32 protein-coding genes are annotated in these 22,009 nt (G+C 40.7%); 20 read left to right on the plus strand and 12 right to left on the minus strand.

Translation table 11 applies throughout. The features are described from left to right. Position 1 precedes the first annotated feature (1 nt). Positions 2 to 793, plus strand: coding sequence for a dioxygenase family protein (locus AC0L13_RS01190; RefSeq protein ID WP_473643120.1), 792 nt, complete (start codon positions 2 to 4; stop codon positions 791 to 793). A 288-nt stretch (positions 794 to 1,081) separates the two neighbouring features. Here the strand turns inward: AC0L13_RS01190 and AC0L13_RS01195 are convergent, their stop codons facing one another. Further along, positions 1,082 to 2,344, minus strand: coding sequence for an MFS transporter (locus tag AC0L13_RS01195; protein ID WP_473643122.1), 1,263 nt, complete (start codon positions 2,342 to 2,344; stop codon positions 1,082 to 1,084). Between the two features lie 138 nt (positions 2,345 to 2,482). Between AC0L13_RS01195 and AC0L13_RS01200 the strand changes: the two genes are divergently transcribed. The 5 genes from AC0L13_RS01200 to AC0L13_RS01220 all read left to right on the plus strand — a co-directional run bounded on the left by AC0L13_RS01200 (position 2,483) and on the right by AC0L13_RS01220 (position 5,724). Next, on the plus strand, positions 2,483 to 3,766 hold the full coding sequence (locus AC0L13_RS01200) for a helix-turn-helix domain-containing protein (protein ID WP_473643125.1): 1,284 nt from the start codon (positions 2,483 to 2,485) through the stop codon (positions 3,764 to 3,766). A gap of 21 nt (positions 3,767 to 3,787) precedes the next feature. After that, positions 3,788 to 4,075 (plus strand): YciI family protein, encoded by a 288-nt coding sequence (locus AC0L13_RS01205; protein WP_473643127.1) that lies wholly within the window; start codon positions 3,788 to 3,790, stop codon positions 4,073 to 4,075. Between the two features lie 82 nt (positions 4,076 to 4,157). After that, positions 4,158 to 4,481, plus strand: a complete 324-nt coding sequence (locus tag AC0L13_RS01210; protein ID WP_473643130.1) for an ArsR/SmtB family transcription factor — start codon at positions 4,158 to 4,160, stop codon at positions 4,479 to 4,481. Then, the gene (locus AC0L13_RS01215) at positions 4,465 to 5,163 is read left to right on the plus strand and encodes an SRPBCC family protein (RefSeq protein ID WP_473643132.1); all 699 of its coding nucleotides are present in this window, start codon (positions 4,465 to 4,467) and stop codon (positions 5,161 to 5,163) included. The genes AC0L13_RS01210 and AC0L13_RS01215 overlap by 17 nt, the downstream gene beginning before the upstream one ends. A 27-nt stretch (positions 5,164 to 5,190) precedes the next feature. Then, a complete protein-coding gene (locus tag AC0L13_RS01220; RefSeq protein ID WP_473643134.1) occupies positions 5,191 to 5,724 on the plus strand; it encodes an HAD-IIIA family hydrolase in 534 nt (177 codons plus the stop codon). A gap of 158 nt (positions 5,725 to 5,882) precedes the next feature. Here AC0L13_RS01220 and AC0L13_RS01225 read toward each other — a convergent pair whose 3' ends face one another. Beyond that, positions 5,883 to 6,239 (minus strand): hypothetical protein, encoded by a 357-nt coding sequence (locus tag AC0L13_RS01225; RefSeq protein ID WP_473643136.1) that lies wholly within the window; start codon positions 6,237 to 6,239, stop codon positions 5,883 to 5,885. A 158-nt stretch (positions 6,240 to 6,397) separates the two neighbouring features. Then, positions 6,398 to 6,811, minus strand: a complete 414-nt coding sequence (locus tag AC0L13_RS01230; RefSeq protein ID WP_473643138.1) for a hypothetical protein — start codon at positions 6,809 to 6,811, stop codon at positions 6,398 to 6,400. Positions 6,812 to 7,303: 492 nt separating this feature from the next. Here AC0L13_RS01230 and AC0L13_RS01235 point away from each other — a divergent pair, with 492 nt between their 5' ends. Continuing rightward, a complete protein-coding gene (locus AC0L13_RS01235) occupies positions 7,304 to 7,495 on the plus strand; it encodes an HAD hydrolase-like protein (protein ID WP_473643141.1) in 192 nt (63 codons plus the stop codon). 138 nt (positions 7,496 to 7,633) lie between these two features. Here AC0L13_RS01235 and AC0L13_RS01240 read toward each other — a convergent pair whose 3' ends face one another. The 5 genes from AC0L13_RS01240 to AC0L13_RS01260 form a co-directional block, all read right to left on the minus strand. Beyond that, the gene (locus AC0L13_RS01240; protein ID WP_473643143.1) at positions 7,634 to 8,041 is read right to left on the minus strand and encodes a hypothetical protein; all 408 of its coding nucleotides are present in this window, start codon (positions 8,039 to 8,041) and stop codon (positions 7,634 to 7,636) included. Between the two features lie 46 nt (positions 8,042 to 8,087). Beyond that, positions 8,088 to 9,308 (minus strand): TolB-like translocation protein, encoded by a 1,221-nt coding sequence (locus tag AC0L13_RS01245; RefSeq protein ID WP_473643145.1) that lies wholly within the window; start codon positions 9,306 to 9,308, stop codon positions 8,088 to 8,090. Positions 9,309 to 9,420: 112 nt separating this feature from the next. Next, a complete protein-coding gene (locus AC0L13_RS01250; protein WP_473643147.1) occupies positions 9,421 to 10,131 on the minus strand; it encodes a hypothetical protein in 711 nt (236 codons plus the stop codon). A gap of 95 nt (positions 10,132 to 10,226) precedes the next feature. Next, positions 10,227 to 10,742 (minus strand): GNAT family N-acetyltransferase, encoded by a 516-nt coding sequence (locus AC0L13_RS01255; protein ID WP_473643149.1) that lies wholly within the window; start codon positions 10,740 to 10,742, stop codon positions 10,227 to 10,229. A gap of 24 nt (positions 10,743 to 10,766) precedes the next feature. Then, the gene (locus AC0L13_RS01260) at positions 10,767 to 11,519 is read right to left on the minus strand and encodes a class I SAM-dependent methyltransferase (protein WP_473643151.1); all 753 of its coding nucleotides are present in this window, start codon (positions 11,517 to 11,519) and stop codon (positions 10,767 to 10,769) included. A gap of 124 nt (positions 11,520 to 11,643) precedes the next feature. Between AC0L13_RS01260 and AC0L13_RS01265 the strand changes: the two genes are divergently transcribed. Genes AC0L13_RS01265 through AC0L13_RS01275 form a run of 3 tightly spaced genes read left to right on the plus strand, consistent with a single transcriptional unit; the run spans position 11,644 to position 13,514 of the window. Further along, positions 11,644 to 12,144 carry a GNAT family N-acetyltransferase gene (locus AC0L13_RS01265; RefSeq protein WP_473643153.1) on the plus strand — a complete coding sequence of 167 codons (501 nt, stop codon included), beginning with the start codon at positions 11,644 to 11,646 and terminating at the stop codon, positions 12,142 to 12,144. Position 12,145: 1 nt separating this feature from the next. After that, positions 12,146 to 13,012 carry a phosphotransferase gene (locus tag AC0L13_RS01270; RefSeq protein ID WP_473643154.1) on the plus strand — a complete coding sequence of 289 codons (867 nt, stop codon included), beginning with the start codon at positions 12,146 to 12,148 and terminating at the stop codon, positions 13,010 to 13,012. Continuing rightward, positions 13,005 to 13,514 (plus strand): phosphoribosylanthranilate isomerase, encoded by a 510-nt coding sequence (locus AC0L13_RS01275; RefSeq protein WP_473643156.1) that lies wholly within the window; start codon positions 13,005 to 13,007, stop codon positions 13,512 to 13,514. Before AC0L13_RS01270 ends, AC0L13_RS01275 begins: the two co-directional genes overlap by 8 nt. A gap of 43 nt (positions 13,515 to 13,557) precedes the next feature. On the opposite strand, the gene AC0L13_RS01280 is transcribed toward AC0L13_RS01275, so the two are convergent. Beyond that, positions 13,558 to 13,764, minus strand: a complete 207-nt coding sequence (locus AC0L13_RS01280) for a hypothetical protein (protein ID WP_473643158.1) — start codon at positions 13,762 to 13,764, stop codon at positions 13,558 to 13,560. Positions 13,765 to 14,105: 341 nt separating this feature from the next. On the opposite strand from AC0L13_RS01280, the gene AC0L13_RS01285 reads away from it, so the two are divergent. The 10 genes from AC0L13_RS01285 (at position 14,106) to AC0L13_RS01330 (ending at position 20,485) form a co-directional block, all read left to right on the plus strand. Then, positions 14,106 to 15,086: a phosphotransferase enzyme family protein gene (locus AC0L13_RS01285; RefSeq protein WP_473643159.1), complete on the plus strand. Its 981-nt coding sequence runs from the start codon at positions 14,106 to 14,108 to the stop codon at positions 15,084 to 15,086. Then, a complete protein-coding gene (locus tag AC0L13_RS01290; RefSeq protein ID WP_473643161.1) occupies positions 15,086 to 15,619 on the plus strand; it encodes a DinB family protein in 534 nt (177 codons plus the stop codon). The genes AC0L13_RS01285 and AC0L13_RS01290 overlap by 1 nt, the downstream gene beginning before the upstream one ends. 87 nt (positions 15,620 to 15,706) lie before the next feature. Then, positions 15,707 to 16,120, plus strand: coding sequence for a cytidine deaminase (locus tag AC0L13_RS01295; RefSeq protein WP_473643162.1), 414 nt, complete (start codon positions 15,707 to 15,709; stop codon positions 16,118 to 16,120). Positions 16,121 to 16,143: 23 nt separating this feature from the next. Continuing rightward, the gene (locus AC0L13_RS01300; RefSeq protein ID WP_473643164.1) at positions 16,144 to 16,458 is read left to right on the plus strand and encodes a hypothetical protein; all 315 of its coding nucleotides are present in this window, start codon (positions 16,144 to 16,146) and stop codon (positions 16,456 to 16,458) included. Positions 16,459 to 16,471: 13 nt separating this feature from the next. After that, complete coding sequence (locus AC0L13_RS01305) at positions 16,472 to 16,999, plus strand: GrpB family protein (protein WP_473643166.1); 528 nt, start codon at positions 16,472 to 16,474, stop codon at positions 16,997 to 16,999. Between the two features lie 7 nt (positions 17,000 to 17,006). Further along, the gene (locus tag AC0L13_RS01310; protein ID WP_473643168.1) at positions 17,007 to 18,320 is read left to right on the plus strand and encodes an acyl-CoA thioesterase/bile acid-CoA:amino acid N-acyltransferase family protein; all 1,314 of its coding nucleotides are present in this window, start codon (positions 17,007 to 17,009) and stop codon (positions 18,318 to 18,320) included. After that, positions 18,301 to 18,642: an HAD-IIIA family hydrolase gene (locus AC0L13_RS01315; protein ID WP_473643170.1), complete on the plus strand. Its 342-nt coding sequence runs from the start codon at positions 18,301 to 18,303 to the stop codon at positions 18,640 to 18,642. The genes AC0L13_RS01310 and AC0L13_RS01315 overlap by 20 nt, the downstream gene beginning before the upstream one ends. Before the next feature lie 213 nt (positions 18,643 to 18,855). Then, positions 18,856 to 19,371 carry a P-loop NTPase family protein gene (locus AC0L13_RS01320; protein ID WP_473643172.1) on the plus strand — a complete coding sequence of 172 codons (516 nt, stop codon included), beginning with the start codon at positions 18,856 to 18,858 and terminating at the stop codon, positions 19,369 to 19,371. Beyond that, positions 19,371 to 19,718: a DUF6176 family protein gene (locus AC0L13_RS01325; RefSeq protein WP_473646803.1), complete on the plus strand. Its 348-nt coding sequence runs from the start codon at positions 19,371 to 19,373 to the stop codon at positions 19,716 to 19,718. The genes AC0L13_RS01320 and AC0L13_RS01325 overlap by 1 nt, the downstream gene beginning before the upstream one ends. Further along, complete coding sequence (locus AC0L13_RS01330) at positions 19,715 to 20,485, plus strand: class I SAM-dependent methyltransferase (protein ID WP_473643174.1); 771 nt, start codon at positions 19,715 to 19,717, stop codon at positions 20,483 to 20,485. Before AC0L13_RS01325 ends, AC0L13_RS01330 begins: the two co-directional genes overlap by 4 nt. 48 nt (positions 20,486 to 20,533) lie before the next feature. On the opposite strand, the gene AC0L13_RS01335 is transcribed toward AC0L13_RS01330, so the two are convergent. The 3 genes from AC0L13_RS01335 to AC0L13_RS01345 form a co-directional block, all read right to left on the minus strand. Continuing rightward, positions 20,534 to 20,710 (minus strand): hypothetical protein, encoded by a 177-nt coding sequence (locus tag AC0L13_RS01335; protein WP_301241700.1) that lies wholly within the window; start codon positions 20,708 to 20,710, stop codon positions 20,534 to 20,536. Positions 20,711 to 20,781: 71 nt separating this feature from the next. After that, positions 20,782 to 21,234 (minus strand): SRPBCC family protein, encoded by a 453-nt coding sequence (locus tag AC0L13_RS01340; protein WP_473643177.1) that lies wholly within the window; start codon positions 21,232 to 21,234, stop codon positions 20,782 to 20,784. A 25-nt stretch (positions 21,235 to 21,259) separates the two neighbouring features. After that, entirely contained in the window at positions 21,260 to 22,009 is a 750-nt protein-coding gene (locus AC0L13_RS01345) for a LytR/AlgR family response regulator transcription factor (RefSeq protein WP_473643179.1), read from the minus strand.

The raw sequence follows: 22,009 nt of genomic DNA on the forward strand, positions 1-22,009 counted from the left end.
GATGAATCAAAAAGTGGTAGATGTTTACAATGGAATGGTCGTTAAATTTAAGGAATTAATTCGGGAGCATGAGCTCGATCATAACGATTATCAGGCGCTCGTCAATTGGGCGGATGAACTCGGACGTGCTGGCGAAATTCCGCTGTTCATGGACGTGTTCTTCGAAACTCACGCTCTTCAGGAAATGTATAAAAATGTAGAGGGGACAGAGCCGACAATCCTTGGACCTTTCTATCTTCCGAATGCGGCTGAAATCGAAAATCCAGGCGTCATGCCGATGCGCGATGACGAGCAAGGCGACGTGTTTTTCTTTAGCGGAACTGTTACAGATGTAGACGGCAATCCCCTGCCGAATACGAAAGTAGATATTTGGCAAGCGGACACGAACGGTGAGTATTCCGGATTTGCAGAAGGAATTCCAGCCGAAAACTTGCGCGCGGTGCTATTCACGGACGAGAATGGAAAATTCGAAGTGCAGACGGTTGTACCAGGTGACTATTCAATTCCAACGAACGGCCCGACAGGCAAATTCCTGACGTGGATCGACTCCCATCCATTCCGGCCTGCCCATCTCCACTTCCTATTCAAACCGCAAAACGGCGATCCGTTGATTTCCCAAGTATTCTTCGAAGGGAATCAATACTTGGACAACGATGTCGCAAATGGGGTGCGCGGAACGCTCATTACAAAATTGGAGAAACACGACGGAGCGGAAAAAGGGTTGGAAACCGACTTCTACACAGCCCATTTGGACTTCAAGCTGCGCTTACAGGATAAGCCTGTTTATAGTTGATAGATTGTATGGTGATGCACACAGCGGGGGTGGCTGTGTGCATGTTATTTGTTGATTGACTGGTCCTATAGTCAGGAGACGAGCAAAACAGGTTCGAACTCGCGCAAAACAATCGCTGGAGGTCTCTTTGATAAACTATGATTTTTGGTCGAGTCGGTGATAAAGTGTATAGAGTCGGTGATAACGCCTCGAAAGTCGGTGATAAACCAGTTCATGTCGGTGATAACACGCCGAGAGTCGGTGATAAACTCAATCGAAGCGGTAATAATCCACCTGCACTCATACTTTTCATTCCCCCTCAACAGCCACATCCCCAACATCAACTTTTTCCTCTGAAACTTTCTGAACACCCCGCAGATCCGGGTCAAACAAGAAAACGAGTGAGAGAAGTATCACCCAAATACCGGCGCCAACCCATAATTGGTTGACGGAGATGCCCCACTCGGCAATAATCCCACCCGCTATGGCAAACGCCGGCATTAGAAAAGTTGCAATTGCACTATTCAACGTATAGACCCTGCCCCTGAATTTGTCCTGGACTAACACGATAAGTAAGGAGTTGTATAAAACGCCATATATCGTCATGAGTGTATTCATTGCTACATATAAAACAATGCCCACGTAGAGATCCGATGTAACGCCCATAAACATAAACGCTGCTCCCGCCCCCGCTAAGGAAATGAACAAGACCATATATGGCTTCGCGAATGAGGTGACTTTATCCGCAACTAGCCCAATCAATATTCCCCCTACAGCTGCAAAAGCGCCGAACAAACCAAATTGAAATGCATTCCCTCCATATTGATCGGTAATCAATACGACCATCAAAGCCCCTGCAATCGTAGTTGCATTCATTAAAGAAGCCAAGATTGACAACTTCAAGATAGGCCGATTATTCCGCAAGACAGTCCATCCCTCTTTGAATTCGGCAAGCATGGAAGATTTTTTCGCAGGCGCACTTTCTGTTTCCTCCTCAGCCCGCGGCAGCGAAATATTAATAACGAAGATCAATAAGATGCTCGCAATGATATATACTCCTGAATGCAACAGCATGACACCGACGAACCCCATAATCGTAATCAACACGCCGCTAATCCCCTGGCCTATCAAATAAGACGTCTCGCTTGTGGAAGATATATAACCGTTCACTTTGACAATTCGGTCAACGCCGACAATCCGCGGTAACAGCTTATTTTTCGCTGGACCTATGAATGTCATGCAAATATTGTGGACGATGAGCGCTGCGTAGATCGCAAAAGCGACGCCATCCAACCAAAACAGATAGGCGAGTGTCAATAAAACGCCGACTGCCACCATGATAAGGTACCCGATCTGCATTGAAGACTTCGGTTCTTTTCGATCGACAAGGACACCGATGAAAGGCGCAATGAAAACGGCCGTCATTGCGCCGACAGCAGTCACTAATGCAGAAGAAAGCGGCGACTGTGTTATGTCGTACATATACCACATGATGGAAATGGTGAAAATACTGTCCGCAAGCACCGTTAAAAATTGGTTCGTCACAATTAAGGACATATTTCTTTTGATCAATTCTCCCAACCCCTTAGTTGTTTAATATATTGAACTTAGCACAAATGGTATTCGTGTTCAATATATTAAACAAAATAGTTTTGTTAATTAAATTTGCTATACTTACAAGTAATAAAACATTGAAAAGGGTGAAGGAACTTGACCCATGTCGGAGAAAACATTAAACGCATACGCACCGCGAAAAATATGACCATCTCAGACGTCGCGAATGAGCACGTCTCCAGAGGGATGATCAGTTTAATCGAAAACGGGAAGACACAGCCTTCCATCGAGCGGCTACAGCATATAGCTCGGCAGCTAGATGTGGATATATCCGAACTGGTAGAGGAAGTCCCCCGTGAAAAGATGCGGCTTTTACTCAAAGAAGTAATTGAATTGTTGAATCAGCATGGTGTGGAAAATGTTGTTGAAGCAGTTAGTTTGATGAAACCCATTTTGGAGAAGAATCCGATAGGCTATGAGGCTGCAAGGTTGTACGAAATTTACGCGAAGAGTTTGTATCGGCTATATGTTTTGGCGATTGATGAGTACACCAAGATTAGCCCGAATGATTGGGGTTCCTTTATAACAAAAGCTATTGAACTTTACAGAGGGATGCAAATGGAGTGGCGGATTTGTAAATGTTATGAGTTTCTGGCGGAAATTGAGTTTGACCGTGCAAATTACAGCGAGACGATTCGGATCATCGAAGAGGCTGTGGACCAATTAACCATTATGGACAGCTATGAAACGAGAGCGATGTATATCAGTCTAATTTCTTCCAAAACATTTACTTATTCTGCACTTGGCCAATTTAAGGAAGCGCACAAGGAATTGGATGAAATCATTGAGTTTTCCCAAGGGCAACTAGTACTTCAACATTATTATGCATTGCTTAATGCAAAAGCGTGGCTTTATTATGGTGAGCAAAAGATGGAGTCAGCAAGACAATACGTAGAAGAATGCCGTCTGTTCGCTCAACTCGTTAAGAATAAAGGGTTAGAGTTTGAACATGAGCTGACAAGTATCTTTTTAGAAGAATTTTTTGAGGGGAATTACGAAAAGGCATTATATATTGCTGAGCAGTTGCAAAAGAAAGTGAATGAGTCTTCATATTTTTCTAAAGAGGCGAAAGATAGCTATATTTCATTTGTGAAAAATCTACAAGCAAGGGTGCTAACGAGGTTAAAACGGTACGAGAATGCCTTGCAACTGTTCAATGAAAATCCAATAATGCTCAACGAAAGGATCCAATTAAGCCCAAGTGATGTGGCGATACGCGTCTTATCTAACAGCTATGAAGCAATTTGCCTATATCATTTAGGCAATAAAAAGAGGGCCGAGGAACTGGCAAGAAAAACAATTGAAAAACTCCACAACATGCCCCATTCCTCTTTCTACCATTTCGCACGAGAGGTATTGGCTGAAGTTACGTCGAAGTAAGCGGGGAGGGGAGGGATTTACATGAAATTCGTCATTCATTTCACGACAGGGAAGGCGTGGAAAGAAGGGAAGCCACATTGGGAGCAAGGGCTTGTCCCGCACAGGGAGTATGTGAGGGAAGCATTAGCGAAAGGGATTCTGATTGCGGGCGGGCCATTCATGGATCATACCGGTGGATTGATCATTCTTGAAGTGGATAGCTTGGAGGAGGCGCAGCTGTTTGCTAATAACGATCCTGCGGTAATTGAGGAGAAGTTTGAAGCGACCATCTATCCGTGGGAACCGCTAGAAGGAATTTTTAATAAATAGTCAGATTTTTATTGGTTTTTCGATCTATTATTTGTTATGCTTTATTTATAACCAAATGGTTATATGATGTGGAGGCTTAGACATGACGGATATTTATCGGGCAATTGCAGATCCGACTCGAAGAAAAATACTAACTTTATTGTCACTGCATGAGTATACGCAGTCCGAACTGGTTGATCGATTTACCATTTCGCAGCCTGCCATAAAGAAGCATCTTGCAATTTTGGTGGAAGAGGATTTGGTGGCGGAAAGGAGAGAAGGGAAATATCGTATTTACAGCTTAAAGAGGGACAATTTTACACATCACTATGAAAAGCTTCAGCAGGAAATGGGAACTATTTTAGAAGACAAGCTATCGAAATTGAAATCTTATTTAGAGGGGGAGAACGATGGAGAAGGTCATTGATTCGGTAAAACGCGAGATTTTTGTGAAGGTGTCGCCGGAAAAAGTGTGGAAGGCGCTGACTGTACCGGAAGAACGGAATCGTTGGGAAACACGGAACTGTGAGCTAGATATCCGTATTGGGGGAACTATTAGTCTCGATTACGGATGGGGTGTCAGCTATGTCGGCACGATCGTCGAGCTCGAGGAAAACCAGAAGCTCACACTTGAAGGGGAGGAAAAGGAACTGACCATTTGGACGATCACGCCGCAAGATGGCGGATCTGTCGTGTCGATTGAATATACAGGCATCTGGTCGGGCGATTTTGAAATGATGCAAGCGGATAATATGGCGTTCGGCACGTATCAGTTCATGAGAAATTTAAAAAGCATCTATGAAGGAAATGAAGATTTGCGCTCGAATTTTTGGAGAAGCTGGATAGGCGTTTTGCATCGGACGAATCCAAGCGGCATTCCTGGGGCAAAAGTGGTCAAAATCCAACCGAATACCCCCGCAGACGGATTAGTTGAAGTTGGGGATGTTATAACTCATGTTAACAGCCTCGAAACCGACTCTTATGACAATGTGGAACTCATCGTTTCAGAAACAGAGCCTAACAAAATGATTATGCTTACCGTAATGAGGGATGGCCGACAACTTGAAGTGGAGCTGATGACTGTTCCTTATGGGCAGACAATGCAGTAAAGGAAGTCATATGAAAGGGTGTGGCAAATGGAAAAGTTGCAGGCAGTCTTTATAGACAGGGATGGAACAATAGGAGGAACCGGACACTTTATTCACCCGAGAGATTTCACACCCTATACTTTTAGTAAAGAAGCCCTTGAACTTTTGGGGGATAACGGAATTAAGACCTTCGCCTGTACAAACCAGCACCGGATAAGCAAAGGACAGGCGAGCGTTGAAGATTTTATCGATGAATTCATGAAGTTTGGTTTTGACGATGCCTTCATATGTCCGCACGGCTCCTCGGAAGGATGCGAATGCCGCAAGCCAAATCCCGGTCTTCTTTGGGAAGCAGCGAAAAAACATAATGTGGATCTTTCGAAAACGGCTTTCATCGGCGATGTTGGGTCGACAGATATGTTAGCAGCTCATGCAGTTGGTGCGAAGAAAATTCTAGTTTTGACCGGGTGGGGCGAAGGTTCTTTAACCCAATATCGGGATAAATGGGCTGACATAGAGCCAGATTATATCGCTGCAAACTTGTTGGATGCGGTGAAAAGGCTTGTTCTTGCTTCTAAATAGAGGAAGATATCTAAGAAAGCGCCTATGAATGCATAGGCGTTTTAATGTTGCATGGTATTCTGTTATAAAATACTAAGCGTTATTTAAAAATTTCATGTCATTGTTTTTCGCGACTTTGCAATTTTTTTCTTGTAAGCTAATTAATCTATCTAGCTCTTCTAGTTGATAGCTCTCTTAACCTTTCGCCAACGTGTAATCAATTCAATTATCACAAGCAATAACACAAACCAAAAGAAAATATTATTAAAAGATATTCCAACCGAAGATTTACCGTTTAATATAGTAAAAACAAATATCAACAAAACGAAATAAGCAGTTAGTAATGATTGGGATATAATGTCTTTAACTTCTTTTGAAAGGCTTGGCCCTCTCTCCACCATATAACGACATAATAAATATGCACAATATACAAAAATAGCAAAACTTAAAGCATAGGTTTCTCCTTCTGGAAAAAAGTCCTTATACATCAAGAAAGAAATAATAAATAATATTAGTGCAGAGGCACCTTTCTCCATTGATAAACCTCCTCGTAAATAAGTGGTATATTGTCTAATTATTGATATTTCAATTCCACTATGATTATTTTCTCTTTTTTCACTGTTCACAACAACGGGGCTTTGCAATTATCAAATTCAAAATACAGGGTGTAAAAACACCCTGTATTTGATCTTGCTTATCTATACCAATCAGTACAATCCCAAAATTCAACTTTAATAGATGTCGAATAAGTTCCATCAGTAAAATGAATCAGCGTAGCGTAATAACGTCTTTCATTGTGGTAGTTACTCCATGAACTTGAAATCCATGAACCTACATAGGCATCTTCAACTGAGTTTTTTGTAAAGCCAAGTATTTTTATGGCAATCCAGTTTTTTAGAACATCATCTGTGATTTTTTTAGGGAGTTTCTTCAAAATCAATGCATTAATTATCTCTATTGCTTCTCTTGTTGCTTGATTATTTACATACCTATAATATGGTTTAGTTTCTCTTACTAAGGTGTCGCTATTGTCTTCCCAAAAAGGAGAAATATCACCGCTGTCACCCAAGTCTAGATTAATTGCTTGATTATAAATCTTTTCTAACAAAGTATCATTTAAAGGGACATTGCTTGTAATATCAAGACCGTTAACGTTATAGTCGTATTCCTTTTGAACAAATACCTCTGAAGGTGGGAGCTCGGAATAATTCGCATAAGCCGGATAAACAGTTCCGAAACCTAATGTTAATACAAGAGTGCTGGCAATTAAGGTTTTGTTTTTCTTGATTTTTTTTATTGTAACTTCCTGATATTATATTTTTCTGCGAACGGTTGTATTGCGATTATTTACTAGCAACAACACTTTCTGTATTTTCTGCAATAACTAGCTATTGAATAAAATATTACCACATAAAAAAAATTATCGGTATTGGGAAAATTCTTTAAGTACAATAGCTTGTATTACTATAAGCTTTCTTATAGTTTTCAAAAAACTATGAGGTTAAAAGTTACAATCATTTAATAAAACCTAACGTCGGAATCAATCAACTTCCGATTGCAATCTTATCTGGAAGAAGGGTGTGCAAAGTGGAAAGTTTGTATGCTGAAGGATAAGAATGACATAAGCAGCTTCGGCATATTTCAGAAAGCCGTAAAAAAACATGGGGTGGTTCTTTCAAAAACGGCCTTCATTGGCGATGTCGGTTCGACAGATATATTGGTCGCTCACGCAGTCGGCGCAATAAAAATTCTAGTTTTGACCGGGTGGGGCGAAGGTTCTTTAACCCAATAGCGGGATGAATGGGCTGACATAGAGCCGGATTATATTGCTGAAAATCTATTGGATGCGGTGAAATGGCTTGTGAATAAAGGGAACATGAAAAACGCCTAAGATTACATAGGCGTTTTTGTAGTTATTGGGAAACATTACTCATGAGGACAAATGAATATATTCTAATATTTCAATTTCGAACTCATGATTACATTTTGTCTTATTAATTTTGTCACTATCACAAGACGGGGATATTCGTACTTTAACTAGATCTTCCTGAGCATTAACAAAGTTTTTTGAAGGGATTTCAATTCTTACAGCAACATCATACGAATGATTGTTATTGTAGGTTATACCGACGATTCTCTTCCAATCCCAGCTAATGAGTGTATCCTGTCCATACTCCTCGATTACTCTTTTATCAATGATTGGAAATAATATATCAGTAATAATGTCTTCCGTTGAGACGTACATCCCTTCTATTTCATAATTAGTTTCGGATTGAGCAACTTGCATAGGAAATATCAAAAATAGGCAACCTAATAAAATCGAGTACCACTTAACCATCAAGTTCCACCTCAGCTCTGATTTACTCTTTCATCTTCCTGCATTGTTAAGATGAGACCGAAAAAAACGTTGGGGCAAAGTCCACATTTTCAAGCCATTTATACTCTTCACCCTTCAACGTGTTTTTTACCCATACATCACCATTAGCTTGCCCAGCTGTCTTCCGCAACCAAGTAAGGTAAGGTCCGACAACTTGGGGATTTTCGTCGAGTTCATTCTTCCCTGGAAATGTGATTTGTTTTTGTTCTCCGGTTCTTATGTTTATGGTGTAAAGGGAAGTGAACATAGTTGGGGTAGGTCCTACTTTCCACTCCTTGTTCTCTAGCGCACGCGCTACAATCACTGAATCCTTGGAGTACCATTCCAAATCAAGGTCAACAAATCCTTTAGGTGTATATTCTTTTTGTTGTTTAAGTATGGGGATTTCAGCAATCGTCGTTTTCTTGTTTTCAACAAAAAACCTTCCCTCGCCTGATATATAAGCCAATTCATTGGCGGAAGGAGCCCACTTAAACCAATCTTTAAATCCTAACATTTTTCCCACTGCTTGAAATTGTTTTCCTTTGGATGATAAAACACTTAGTGTATTACTGTCCATAGACCAAGAAGCGGTAGGAATCACTAAAAAGCTAACCCATTTCCCGTCAGAACTCCACTTAAAATAATCGGCATCAACCCCAAATAAGTCAGGAATTTCAGTTTGAATTGTATAAAAAGGTTTCATTTTATCTTTGTCAAGATTTGCATCTACTGGGATTCTAAAGAGTGGGATAGGACTCCAACCAGTTGGAAGTAAGTTGGACGAAGAGGAGACAATAAATTCTTTACCGTTTGGAAACCATTCAAAGCCACTTACACCTAATGAAACATTTTCAAATCCATACGGTCGACCATTCTCCATTTTGGTCACGTTTAATAGACCATGATCTGTGTAAGCTATTTGATTTTTATTCGGAGCCCATTTAAAGTCCGACGTGACGGAATTAACATAGTGCTGGTAGCTTTCTTTTTCCTTCATGTCGTAAATGAATAAATCCGACTTCTCTCCCTTTTCATCGCCATCAATATAGCCAATGAAGTGACCGTCATATGACCATTTCGGGGCGTATACATAACGGTCCTTTGTAAGTTGTATTTCTTGCCCGTCCTTTTTGAGCCATAACTGATGATCACGGACAAATACAGCTGTTAATGGAGCGTCTGCACTTGCGATTGATGAAAAATGAAAACAGATGAGGGTGAGTAGTAATAAAATCCGCACTCTCACATCGATCCCTCCTTAAAGGTTTAAGTTTTATTTTGCCCGCATTGCTAACAGCTATCCTTCAATCAAAAAGGCGCGAATCCATGTTATGGATATGCGCCAGTTATTTGAAGGTTTAGTTACCGCCAATAAACGTTTGTATCTCATCTGATAAAATAGAGGTATTCCATGGGCTCCAATAATAAGTTTCACCATCGAATTGCATATAATATTTATACGCAATTGGCTCATCAGTATAAAAGATCATTTCATAAAAAATAGGGTCTACGCTTCCACTGTTTGACTGGAAATTAGAATTTTCTTCGCTATTTACTAATAATTGAAGGAAGCTATTAATTTCCTCGCCCTTTGTTAATTTAGAAATCAATTTACTGTCTGCCGGAGGATCAGTTTGGTAAATCTCGATCATCACGACTTTTTCTATTGGCATATCTTTAAAATGCCAGTGGTATTCAATATCATCATCTCTTGAAAAGTAAACTCGATATCCATTGATGGCGCGATCGTCCTTGACGGCTATTAAATGCGGATGATCCTTTATTTGAAAGATTTCAGTTCCCTTCTCGTGGAAGGCGGCATCACCGTCTCTGATCTTATAACTGGGATTTTTCACATTGTCCGCCACTTTAAATTTAACCGTGCCAATCTTCTCTCCAATATAGCTTTTGTCGGCTATAACTCCGGAATGGATTCCGTTGTATTCTTTTCCGTCAAAATGAATAAAATCCACCCAATCAATTACAACCTGACCACCAAAAGCTGATAGCCGACAACCCGGCAATAATAGCAAAATCAAAATGAAAGTCAGCATACTCGTTTTCTTCAATGATATCGCTCCTTTATCCATAAGACGGGGATTCGGGCATTTCGTTACGAATCATAACAAATTTCTTCAAGCAAAAAGTAGACCGATAAATTCTCTCATTTTGAATCACTCCAAACGTAGTGTAGGAATTGCACCTTTTGCCCCGCGAATTCAAATTCTTCATTAGGAGTGGCTATAAGCTTAAATCCGTTCTTCTCTAAAACAATTTGAGACGCTTTGTTATTAGTTGTCGTCTTCGCTTGAATTGTAGCTAGCCCCATCTCGCTCGCGGCCTTTAGTAACAACTTCAGTGCTTTGTTAGCAGTGCCTTTCCCGATATATCTTTGCCCCACCCTATACCCAACATGACCAGTTTTTTGTGTTTCATCAATATCTATTACATTCATTCTTCCGAGGATAGAACCATTGTTATTTTTGATTAGATAGAAATACGAACTGCCTTGAGCTTGTTCATCTAATAAAGCCTGATGCCTTCTTTTAAAAACCTCAAAGATATAATAATCATCTCCTCGTGAAGGAACCATTTCTTCAAAAAAAGTTCTGTTTTCAAGTTCAAACTCAAACAAACTTTCCGCATCATTGATATGTAGCGCTTCAAGTGTTATATCCAATGAATCTCCTCCTTCATCAGTACCTTATCTGTCTTTCTTTCGACTCTTAATTATCAACGTAGTCGGCATCATCTTCGCCTTTTCATACGAGTACCACCGATTCGCATGTCTTTCCCGATCCTCATCCGTCAATGAAACATCCTCGACGACCTTTTCAATTTCAAATCCACACTCGATTAATGTATTGATATATGTACTCACTTTATACTGCTGCATGATCGCTGGAGCGTGCCAAGCTTCGTGATCATAAGCGCCTTCTTCGTGATAGGATTTATTGAAATGAAAATCTTCAACCATCAAGATTGCCCGGCTGTGCAATGGGTGCTCCCAGCTGAAAACGAAAATACCGCCCGGTTTCAAATAGTCGTGCACATTTGTGAGCGTCTGACGCAAATCTGTCGTCCAACCTAACGCAAAAATGGAATAGACGATATCAAAATATGACAGAGGCAGCCCGGGATTTTCCTCCATTGGCGATTCGAATAAATGAACAGGAGCTTTGCTACCCATCAGCAACTCCTTCGCCGTTTCAATCTGTGTCTTTGAAAGGTCCACTCCCCATAGTTCCGCAGCGTCCCGGGAATCCATATATTTCAAAGAATGTCCGCTTCCACAGCCGATATCTAATGCCTTCATTCCAGCTATATCGCCAAGTAAATTCAAATCTTCTTCCCGAGGCGCAAGTGGTCCGTATTCTGGCAATGGATTCCGCCCGAAAAACCGATGCGCCACCTCATCCCAACTTTTTTTATTCAACACAAGTGATTCATTCCCCATGTAAATCCCTCCAGAAATCTATATGGGAATATACATTCGACATATGAACTATCTTCTCCTTCATTTGAAATAAAGGAATTTGCTAAACGTATAGAGAATTCATAAATGGAATGGGGGAGATATTATGAATACATATGAAATTCGTAAGGCAGCTATAGGAGAAGCTTCGACCGTCGTAGCTTTGCTAAAAGAGGTTGCTGCTTGGCTGCACAAGAATGACATCAACCAATGGGGATTTTTATTGGAAGGCGGAGAGGATGAGGAAATACGGCAAGCAATAAAAGATAGCGTAACTTATTTTGCCTGTCAGAACGATGAAATCATTGCTACCTTCACGCTCTACTCCCAACAGAGTGAATGGGATCGGCATGTTTGGGAGCTAGAAGAAAATTCGGAGGTTCTTTATCTTCATCGATTGGCGGTTCGTCCGCAATTTATGAAAAGTGGGATTGGTAAAGAAATTTTAAAGTGGATAGATGAAAACCTAGATAAAACAATTAGACTTGATTGTGTCGCAAATAATCCAAAGTTATGTACGTATTACGAAGAGAATGGGTTTACATTGATTGGAACGACAGCGGATGGACATTGTAAATTTCAGAAGGTGTATAGGGAAGGAATTTAACATGAATCAAACAATTATTGATTTGCAAAACAAAGGGCTCTTAGGAGACCAAGCAGAAATCAAGCAACTGACGAGTGGAACAACCGATGGGCAGGTGTATGTAGTACAAGAAAGTGACAATCCTTCTTGCATTCTAAAATATGATCATCCTGCAGATATTGGAGTCGTCGAGCAATTTTTAAAAACATATAAAGAAATTGAGCTGTTGCCTGACGTTTATTATGTTGATCTAGAAAAGAGATTTTTTCTCTATGAATATTTTGAAGGAACAACTCACGTTAATCGAGGAAATAAGGCGGATTGGATGAAGCTTCTCGTTGAAGGACTTTTCAATCATTATGAAAAATACGATTCGCAAGCTCCGTGGGGTCGATTAGGGGGAACGCCTCGGCAAAACTGGGTTGAGTTCAACAGAATAAGCTTGGAGTATGCTTATGACAATGTCGGGGATTTGTTGCCGCATGAGGATTATGTCCGAATGGAACAGATTGTCGAACGACTTGCGGGGGATGAGCGACAAACCGATAAATATCTTCTCCATGGCGATACGGGTGTACATAACTTTGTGTTCCATCAGAATCAACTTGTCGGTGTAATTGACCCGGATCCAATGGTAGGCCCGGTGATCTATGATTTCACATATGCGTTCTGTTCTTCGCCGGATGATTTGGATATGGTGACATTGCTGGATGCATTTACTTTATTAAAAAATGTGGAGATGGGTACATCACGTTTGGTACAAGAAGTTGTTTTTCAGTTGTATACACGGATCGGCATTTGTAAGAAAGTGCATCCGCATGATTTGGAGGAGTATTTGAAGGCATGGGAGTACTGGAAACAAAAATTGAAGGAGTACGGGAATGGCTAATGAAAAGTTCAATACATTTCTACAAATTGCAAAGGATTTAAATGCTAGCAATATCATTCCGTTATTAATGGGATCGGTTGGGTTGGAAATTGTCACGAAAAGAAATTGGAATGCAAGTGATCTCGATATTCATGTTCCTGGAGATTGCAGGGGATGGGAAGCTCCTGCGGAGACAGCGCTGCATGATTGGACAGGCATTATGTCGATCATGGAGCGTCTTGGCTATGAATTGATTGATCTACATGAACATGAATTTACGAAGGATAGTCTGTCAGTTGAGTTTGGCATTATCGATACGCTCCCGGATTTTGCGGGTATTCAATTAAGCGAGCTTGATGTACATTCCACTGATGGCATAGAGTATTATTTACTTTCGGTCGAACAATACTTGGCGGTTTATCAAGCTTCCTCTAAAGATAGCTATAGGGCAGAGAATAATAATTTCAAGGACTTTGAAAAGATTCATTATTTGAAAGGAATTTGTGGTCAGAGAAATTCATAAGGAATAATTCAGTTATACTTTTTCTTATCAGGAGGGAAGGGAATTAGCCTTTAGTCAATTTTCTCCTTTTTTTATGAAGTAGAAACCAAGCACCAAAAATTGCCCAAGAACCTGTTGAATAGGTTAAAGAAATATAAGATCCAGGGATGTTAGTTAAAAATAAAAGAAGTGTCGCAAGAATGAAAGAAGGTACCATGATGATTACCCATGCACGAAGTACAGGATTTTTAAAGCTTACTTCAAACTCCATGTCCATCCTCCTAGTGACAGTCGTTTGACTATTATAACAATAACAGTCAAACGATACAAGAAAGTAAAAGTCTATTTACTATTATCAGAATGGATAGTAGAATTTAAGTTGTTGGGAAATTTACGTAAAGGAAGGTGATGTCATGAGTCGGTTTGAAATTTATACGAGAACAATTAGATTCACGATGTCCAATTATGTACCTTCCGGTGATGATGAAATCTGACTTTTACTTCATCCAAGACTATCGTGGATCGATAGTCTTTTTTTCATCCGCGGAAGACTGGTGAATGGACTCGTTATCCTGACATCTTTGTTCTTGAAATCCTAGGAGGAAGAGAAAGATGATGCAGTTGTCCATAATGAGAGATTTTCTTGAGTCAAATGAAAGCGATGTACTTGTTCACAGTTTGTTAGCAAACTGGGGATTTGAACAGGATTCTATCCAGTTTTTGAGGGCGAGCAGTAATTTCGTTTTTGTATTTGAAAGAAACGGTGAGAAGTACATTTTGCGGGTGACTCCACACGGTGATCGAAATAAGTTGGTGGAGGAAGTTGCACTATTGTCTTTCTTGTCGATGAATAAGGTTCGTGTAAACATACCTGTTGTATCGAAGAACGGAAATATGGTTGAGGAAGCGCAGAGTGATTTGGGTGTTTTCCAGGCTGTGGTATTCCGCTATCTATCGGGTACCCAGTATGAAGTTGAAGAACTATCGGAAAGGCAATTGTACTTATGGGGAGAAGCTTTAGGAAATCTTCATAGTTACTCAAAGCAGTTTGCCCAAAAGAACAGTACGCGGAATAATTATGTTCAACAACTTGCCGAGTTGGAGAGCTTTTTACCTCAAAGTGAAAGCTTGGCACGTAAGGAGCTTGAAGCAATCAAAGCTTGGTTAATGACCCTTGAAATCAATGAAGACAATTATGGAATCATTCATTTTGACTTCGAACTCGATAATCTGATTTGGGATGGCGACAATGTCCATATGATCGATTTTGAGAGCAGTATGGAGCATTGGTACTCGGCGGATATCGCATTTGCCTTGCGAGATGTCTTTAACGGGGATGTTGATTTCTCGAACAAACCTTTTCAACTGTTTCTCGAAGGTTACAGAAGCAAAATACACGTGACAGATAATGAAATCAATGCAATCCCCATGTTTTTAAGCTTTCATAACTTGATTACTTTTGCCGATCTCCTTCGTACAGTAGATGTTGAAAACGAATTGAATAATCCTCAATGGATTAATGCGTTGCGCAAGAAGCTGGAATCCAAAATAGTTGACTATAGAGATGGGTTCGAACATGGGAGGAAATTATAATGGGCAATCAAGGATTATACGTAATCGATCAAAAAGATGACTTAAGCTTGGAGTTTAGCAAATTGGCAACAATGATGGAATATACAAGGGTGACAACTTTGGCGGAAGTGAAAGATCTAACAGTGGAACAATTGGATTTCCTCTATAACGAAGAGGCTAACTCCATCGGTATGCTGCTCGCCCATATGGTGTCAGTTGAAAAAGCTTATCAAATCGATACATTTGAAGACCGGGATTTCACGGAAGAGGATATCCAACTGCTGAATCCAGCATTGGAACTTGGCGATGCAGCACGGGAACAAATTAAAGGGAATCCAATTGAATACTATCTGGAAGAGCTGGAGCAAACGAGAAAAAAGACAATCGACACTTTCGGGACATTGCCTGATTCATGGCTATTCGAAACAGCTCCATATTGGGGAGGAGAGCCTATGAATAAGTATTTTAAATGGTTCCATGTATTTGAAGATGAATTGAATCATCGCGGGCAAATTCGGTTGATTAAGAAACTGATTCGTACTTCGGAAAAATAAGTACTAGACAATAGAGGGGCTAACAATTATACATTCTGTTAGCCCTTTTCCTGTGAAGTTTATATTGAATGGATTGGTGGAGTATATATGAGTTTTGAGAAAGCATTATATGATGCAACTGTTGAATTGATTAAGAAACGATATCCTACAGGCTGGGGCGGAGCAGCAGCTATGGGCTTGGAAGATGGCACGATTTTAACAAGTGTTGCCCCAGAAGTTATTAATGCATCGACGGAATTGTGCATGGAAACGGGTTCGATTTTGGAGGCACATAAGTTGAATAAAAGGGTTACTCACTCCATATGCGTCGTCCGGGACGATGAAGCGTCCGACTTCAAGGTGCTTTCACCATGTGGAGTCTGCCAAGAGCGGTTGTTTTATTGGGGGCCTGATGTAAAAGTGGCGGTCACGTTGCCCGGGAAGGAATTAACGTTCAAAAAGCTGTCCGATGTTCAGCCATATCATTGGACTGCAGCTTATAAGGAGTACGAGGGAAATTGAGTCGATAGGTGGGTGGATTTATTATGAATTCAATTGTAATCGTCGTATTGTTATCCACTTTGATAATTTCCACATATTTATGTCTTGTGATGCCTAGGAAATGGAGTAGGGCAAGGGTAGTCGTTTTTTCCTTCTTACTAAATGCGGTTGTTCTGAGTTTGGTATTTTTCATTCTATATAAAATTGATGCTCATACGTTCCTTAAAAATGATCAAGGTGTATTTGGAAGTTTAGGGATTACAGTGTTATTCATTTTCATTCCAATCATTACGTGGATAAATATGATTGCTGTTCAACTAAGAAACTATGGCATGAAAAAACAGACAATAAGCAGATGAGCGGAGGTGCATTATGCGAAAGGTAGAAGTAATGCCTTTTTCTGAAAGATGGAGCCTGGATTTCGAAAAGGAAGCAGCTGTATTAGAGGAAGTATTTGGTGCGGAAGTAATCAAAATCCACCATATTGGCAGCACATCCATACACGGTTTGTCCGCAAAGCCTATCATCGACATGATGCCTGTCGTGAAAGATATTACGCAAGTCGATCAGTATGACGGAAAAATGGTCGTAACTGGGTATGAAGCGAAGGGCGAGAATGGAATCGTGGGACGTCGCTATTTTCAAAAAGGCGGGGACGACCGGACGCATCATGTTCATATTTACGAGAATGGCTCTCCGGAAATCGATCGACATCTTGCATTTCGCGACTTCCTGCGTGCGCATCCCGAAAAGGCGAAGACATATGGGGATTTGAAAGAGAAGCTAGCGCAGCAATTTCCTTATGATATTGAATCGTACATAAAAGGGAAAGAGCAGCTTGCATTAGAGATTGAAAGGAAAGCAATCGTTTGGTATCGGGAAACAACGGGGAAGGGATGAAACGCTGATGGAAAAACCTCAATTACAGATTTACATGGAATCACCATTGATTGATCGGCCAGTTAGTATACGGGTGAGAGGGTTAGGGGACAGCCAGAAGGTGACTGTGAGATTACAACGAAATTCATATTGGGGATCTACAACTTATTTGATGGAATCTCATGGAACATATTTGGCGGATGAAGATGGTGTCGTCGACTTGCAGAAGGCTTTTGCAATTGAAGGTACATATGAAGGCATCGATGGGATGGGCCTGTTTTGGTCTTTGCAGGTTAAACGTACAGAAGAAAACTTCGAGGAAGTATTTTATAAACTGCAGCCTCAATCCTTAACGATCTTGCTCGAAAGTGATGGAAAGGTGATCGATACGAAAAACATCACACGCAAGTGGATCGCCGATGACGTAATTAAAACTTCAGTGAATGAAAAAGAGGTAGTAGGCACTTTTTTTCATGCGGGCGATTCATCTGTAAGACCTACGATTATCGTAGTTGGTGGATCGGAAGGTGGGATTTATGAGTTTCCCGCTGCTTTATTAGCATCACATGGGTTTAACGTACTTGCCTTAGGATATTGGGGACAAGAGCCTTTACCTAAACAACTTGTTGACATACCACTTGAGTACATAGAAGGCGCCATTCATTGGCTGAAAGCCCGACCGGATGTCGCCAAGGGGTGGCTTGGAATGCATGGAACATCAAAAGGTGGAGAACTTGCTTTACTAGCAGCAACCTACTTTGAAGACATAACAGCAGTGGTTTCATTAAGCGGCCCGCCTGTCGTGTACTGCGGCATTGTTCCATGGACAGATCAAAAAGAATTGCCTCCAGCATGGACTTATAAAGGTAAAGCAATTCCGTATGCACGTCCGGACAATTCAGTTGAAGTTTCGAATGCCTGTCGAGCTATGCGGCAAGCAGGGGAGAATCCGCTTCGCATGTGGTACGACTACCTGATCTCAGATCCTCAAATAACAGAACAGGCGATCATTCCCGTTGAAAAGATCAATGGATCGATATTGTTGATTTCCGGAATGGACGATGCTTGTTTCGATTCCGTGCGGTTGAATGAAAGGACAATGGAAAGGCTTCGGCAGAGCAATTTTAAGAATGAATACAATCATCTCGTATACGAAGGGGCGGGGCATGAGGTTGGAATTCCTTTCATTCCTGTATCGGCCAGTCCATTCACAGGCGGGAATAAATATGATATCGCTCAGGCGAGCATGGATTCTTGGCAAAAGACGATTGAATTCTTTCGGAGAAGTGTCTCAGAGTTAAAATGTGAACGGGGGTTGGAAGTTGAAGATCGCATTTTTTGATAGGGATGGGACAATCATAAAAGACTATCTTGATGAGGAATGGTCTACTATTACGCATCCCGAATTTCTTCCAGGTTCGATAGAAGCGTTACAGCAGTTTCTGGAACGTGGGTTCAAAATTATTATCATTACGAATCAATATTTGATTAACGAAGGTTATATTTCATTCCAGCAATATGAAGAGATAAATAGAAAAATGTTGGATGAATTGACCAGAAATGACGTAGCTATTTTAGATGTTTTCTACTGTCCGCATAGTCGGCAGGAAGGCTGCAATTGTTGCAAGCCTCAAACGGGGATGATTCAACAAGCAATTGAATAGTACCCTGCAATTGAGTTGGAAGAATCCTTTATAATAGGCGACTCGATTGTAGATATGGAACTAGCTGTCCAAATGGATATGACAGGATTCGGGATTAATGTGGAAGCACCGAATGAAGCGAAAAATGTTCATAAAATTGGAGAGGTAATTGAGGTATTACAGTATATAGATTAATGCAATAAAGACGAAAATTTTAAAACGGGAATGTGGACAATGAAAATCTTCATCATGGGTATCGTTGCAAGTGGGAAAACAACTTACGCGAAGGAATTGTCAAAGCAAATGGGTTTCCCTTTTACTGAATTGGATGCTGTTGTTTACTATAACGTGGATGGTGAGCGGATCAAGCGGACTCCTGAGGAACAGGTGAAAATCATTCACCAAATGGATGCCAAGGGAAGTTGGGTTGCGGAAGGTGTTTACCGTCCGTCCTATCACATCCTTTTGGACATGGCCGACATTGTCATTTGGCTGGATCCACCATTATGGAAACGGAAAATCAGGATTTTGAGTAGATATGTGAAGCAAATGATCGGCGTGGAAGAATGTGCGTATAAACCGGATTTTCAAATGCTTCGCAACATGTATAAATGGACGAAGCAGTTTGAAGGCGAACGAGAAGAGCTGGACGGGATCCTTCAACCTTATTTGGGGAAGTTGTTAGTTATAAGGGACAATCCTGCAAAGAATCAATTGCTGGTTAGCAGTATATTAGGGGGAAATGAATGATGAATATAGAATTGACAAGATTTCGCGTGAAGAAAGGAAAATCAGAAAGGGTTGATGAGTGGCTAACGTTTTTGAAAGATAATATGAAAGACGTTCTCGTAACATTGGAGGGCGAAAAGATGTATGTTGAAACTATTTTCAGAGAAGACCTAAACGGTGATGAGTATTTGTATTGGTATTCAGTCCAAGGTGAAGGTGGACAAGAAGTAGAGCAATCTGAACATTGGATAGATAAAAAGCATATGGAGTTCTGGGATGAATGCATAGATGAAACATTCCGACCGGAGGACTTAAAGACAGAAGTCGTTATGATACCTGAAAAAGTAAGAAGTGTGATGACTGAATGAACCAAAACATATTTGAAAAAAACCTCGAAAAATACGCCGATCCTGAAATGTACGATCATTTATATGACAAGTATCAGAAGGACTTAGGCATCATTCTGAAATGGGTTAATCAGGATCATCCCATATTGGAACTAGCTTGCGGAACAGGCAGATTGACGATTCCAATGGCACAGCGTGGATTCCAAATGGTTGGAGTAGACCTTCATGAAGGCATGTTGGAAAGGGCTCGACGGAAAGCCGAACAAGCGGAAGTGACGATTGAATTTATGCAACAAGATTGCATGAATTTGAATCTTCCCGTCAGAAGTTCGCTAGCTTTTATGACGGGAAATTCCTTTCAACACTTTCTAACAAATGAAGCACAGGACGCTTTATTCCAATCTGTCCGTCGGCATTTGGTGGATGGAGGCATCTTCATTTTTGACACACGGAATCCAGTATTGAAGGAGCTTTCTGCTGTCGATGAGTACAAGGAAAAATACGTCGATAAAAATGGCAATCGGGTGATTGAAAGCCATCGCGATGTGTACGATCATTTAACACAGATCTTGGATTGCCGGACACATCGTCGAATTTATCGAGATAATACGTTAATTGCTGAGGAGCAGGACGGCATTTCCCTCCGCTATTCATTCCCGCAGGAAATGGAAAGACTAGTAGCCGCAAATGGGTTTGAAATTGTGCAAGTGTATGGCGATTGGGATGAGAATGAATTGCATGCTGAGAGCGTTTCGATGGTGTATATATGTAGAGTGAAAACGGAATAAGTCAAGATGCAGCCATGTCTGATTTTAAACAGACATGGCTTTCAACTCTCAGCCTTTATATTTATCTCTCTCGGCAGTTTCTCGATGATTTGGCGTCATTGGTTCGCGCTTCGGTTGAAGATTGCCGAGCTCGGCCAATTCCATCGAAATCTCTTCCTTTACGTCTTGTCGATTTCCCGGTGTTTTCGGATTGGAATATAAATTGCTATGTGCACCTTGTTTCATTACAAAAACCTCCCATATTATTTTGCAATTGCTTTCTTAATATGGTCTAGTTTGTTCGTTTTGATGTGCCTCTACTTTCTTTCAGCAATCTTCTTCAATTCCTTCGCACGGTCGGCAATAAATTTTTTCATATATCGTTCTAAAAATAAACGGTCAGCAATTTTTCCGAGAAAGCCAAGAGGGGATTGATACATGAAGGTATCTTTCATGATTGTTCCCGTGTCGCTTTCAATAAATTCATGAGTATGTGTAAAAGAGTGGAATGCGCCTTTCACCATGATATCTGTGAATTTGTAAGGTCTGTCCATCTCTATGATTTTCGCGGTCAATCTTTGTTTAATTCCCAAATGAACGGCTTCCCAAGTGACAGTATCACCGTTTTCCATTAGTCCAGTCGTCACTCCGGCGATAGCCCTTTCCTTCGTCTTTGCCGTTGTTTCCGTGTGGACATCTACATCTCTGGCAAGGTCAAAACAAATATGGATCGGTGCGTTTATAGTAATTTCATATACAATTATTGGCATGGTTTTTCCTCTCGGCAATCCTGATTTATTGTTTTATTGATTGCAAATCCATTAATCTCCGTTGTAACTCCCGTAGCTGGCGAAATGAAATGATGCACTCAGCCCCGTTTGTCATTTTCGCGAACCTTTCTTTCTTATCAACTTCTTTTACATGTCGGAGATTGATCAAATAACTTTTATGGCAACGAAAAAATGACGGGTCTACATTTTCAAAATCTACGAGTTTGCCATAGAATTCATAGTACCCATTTTTTTCGTGTAGTGCTAGCTTATGTGGGGTTGAGGAGCTTTCAATAAAATAAATGTCTTGCATGGCGATATTTTTAATGCGCTCGCCAATTGCGATTTGGACCATTGCGGGTTGCTCGATTTCACCTAACTGTTTGTATTTATTGAATGCAGCTTGCAATGCTTCCCGCACTTGTGAAGCGATTTGATCAGGTGTTTCCTTCACGATGAAATCAAGGGCTGCAAGCTTATATGTAAATGTTAGCTTCAATTGATCCGCGTGTGAAGTTATGAAGATGATTGTGGCCAAAGGATCCATTCTGCGGATTTCCATAGCCACCTCCATTCCAGTTAATGGGTGATTGAGCTCGATATCTAAGAAATAACAATCCGCTTCTTTGCTTTCCAAGTAGGTAAATACCTCGTCAGGTGTGCTTGTACATAAAACAACTTCAATGCTCGGTGCATGAAAGCTGGCATAGCTTATAATTTCTTTGTGTAAAAATTGTTTCTGACGTGCATCATCTTCACATATGATGACCCGCAT

This window comes from Sporosarcina sp. QA0331, from assembly GCF_055808055.1.

Coding starts and splice junctions, on each gene's coding strand:
- AC0L13_RS01270 (WP_473643154.1), top strand. CDS start 12,146: ATGAATCAAACAATTATTGATTTGCAAAACAAAGGGCTCTTAGGAGAC.
- AC0L13_RS01340 (WP_473643177.1), bottom strand. CDS start 21,234: ATGCCAATAATTGTATATGAAATTACTATAAACGCACCGATCCATATT.
- AC0L13_RS01310 (WP_473643168.1), top strand. CDS start 17,007: ATGGAAAAACCTCAATTACAGATTTACATGGAATCACCATTGATTGAT.
- AC0L13_RS01290 (WP_473643161.1), top strand. CDS start 15,086: ATGGGCAATCAAGGATTATACGTAATCGATCAAAAAGATGACTTAAGC.
- AC0L13_RS01320 (WP_473643172.1), top strand. CDS start 18,856: ATGAAAATCTTCATCATGGGTATCGTTGCAAGTGGGAAAACAACTTAC.
- AC0L13_RS01345 (WP_473643179.1), bottom strand. CDS start 22,009: ATGCGGGTCATCATATGTGAAGATGATGCACGTCAGAAACAATTTTTA.
- AC0L13_RS01240 (WP_473643143.1), bottom strand. CDS start 8,041: ATGGTTAAGTGGTACTCGATTTTATTAGGTTGCCTATTTTTGATATTT.
- AC0L13_RS01260 (WP_473643151.1), bottom strand. CDS start 11,519: ATGGGGAATGAATCACTTGTGTTGAATAAAAAAAGTTGGGATGAGGTG.
- AC0L13_RS01215 (WP_473643132.1), top strand. CDS start 4,465: ATGGAGAAGGTCATTGATTCGGTAAAACGCGAGATTTTTGTGAAGGTG.
- AC0L13_RS01190 (WP_473643120.1), top strand. CDS start 2: ATGAATCAAAAAGTGGTAGATGTTTACAATGGAATGGTCGTTAAATTT.
- AC0L13_RS01225 (WP_473643136.1), bottom strand. CDS start 6,239: ATGGAGAAAGGTGCCTCTGCACTAATATTATTTATTATTTCTTTCTTG.
- AC0L13_RS01325 (WP_473646803.1), top strand. CDS start 19,371: ATGAATATAGAATTGACAAGATTTCGCGTGAAGAAAGGAAAATCAGAA.
- AC0L13_RS01285 (WP_473643159.1), top strand. CDS start 14,106: ATGATGCAGTTGTCCATAATGAGAGATTTTCTTGAGTCAAATGAAAGC.
- AC0L13_RS01280 (WP_473643158.1), bottom strand. CDS start 13,764: ATGGAGTTTGAAGTAAGCTTTAAAAATCCTGTACTTCGTGCATGGGTA.
- AC0L13_RS01210 (WP_473643130.1), top strand. CDS start 4,158: ATGACGGATATTTATCGGGCAATTGCAGATCCGACTCGAAGAAAAATA.
- AC0L13_RS01330 (WP_473643174.1), top strand. CDS start 19,715: ATGAACCAAAACATATTTGAAAAAAACCTCGAAAAATACGCCGATCCT.
- AC0L13_RS01295 (WP_473643162.1), top strand. CDS start 15,707: ATGAGTTTTGAGAAAGCATTATATGATGCAACTGTTGAATTGATTAAG.
- AC0L13_RS01220 (WP_473643134.1), top strand. CDS start 5,191: ATGGAAAAGTTGCAGGCAGTCTTTATAGACAGGGATGGAACAATAGGA.
- AC0L13_RS01205 (WP_473643127.1), top strand. CDS start 3,788: ATGAAATTCGTCATTCATTTCACGACAGGGAAGGCGTGGAAAGAAGGG.
- AC0L13_RS01305 (WP_473643166.1), top strand. CDS start 16,472: ATGCGAAAGGTAGAAGTAATGCCTTTTTCTGAAAGATGGAGCCTGGAT.
- AC0L13_RS01335 (WP_301241700.1), bottom strand. CDS start 20,710: ATGAAACAAGGTGCACATAGCAATTTATATTCCAATCCGAAAACACCG.
- AC0L13_RS01275 (WP_473643156.1), top strand. CDS start 13,005: ATGGCTAATGAAAAGTTCAATACATTTCTACAAATTGCAAAGGATTTA.
- AC0L13_RS01300 (WP_473643164.1), top strand. CDS start 16,144: ATGAATTCAATTGTAATCGTCGTATTGTTATCCACTTTGATAATTTCC.
- AC0L13_RS01265 (WP_473643153.1), top strand. CDS start 11,644: ATGAATACATATGAAATTCGTAAGGCAGCTATAGGAGAAGCTTCGACC.
- AC0L13_RS01235 (WP_473643141.1), top strand. CDS start 7,304: ATGCTGAAGGATAAGAATGACATAAGCAGCTTCGGCATATTTCAGAAA.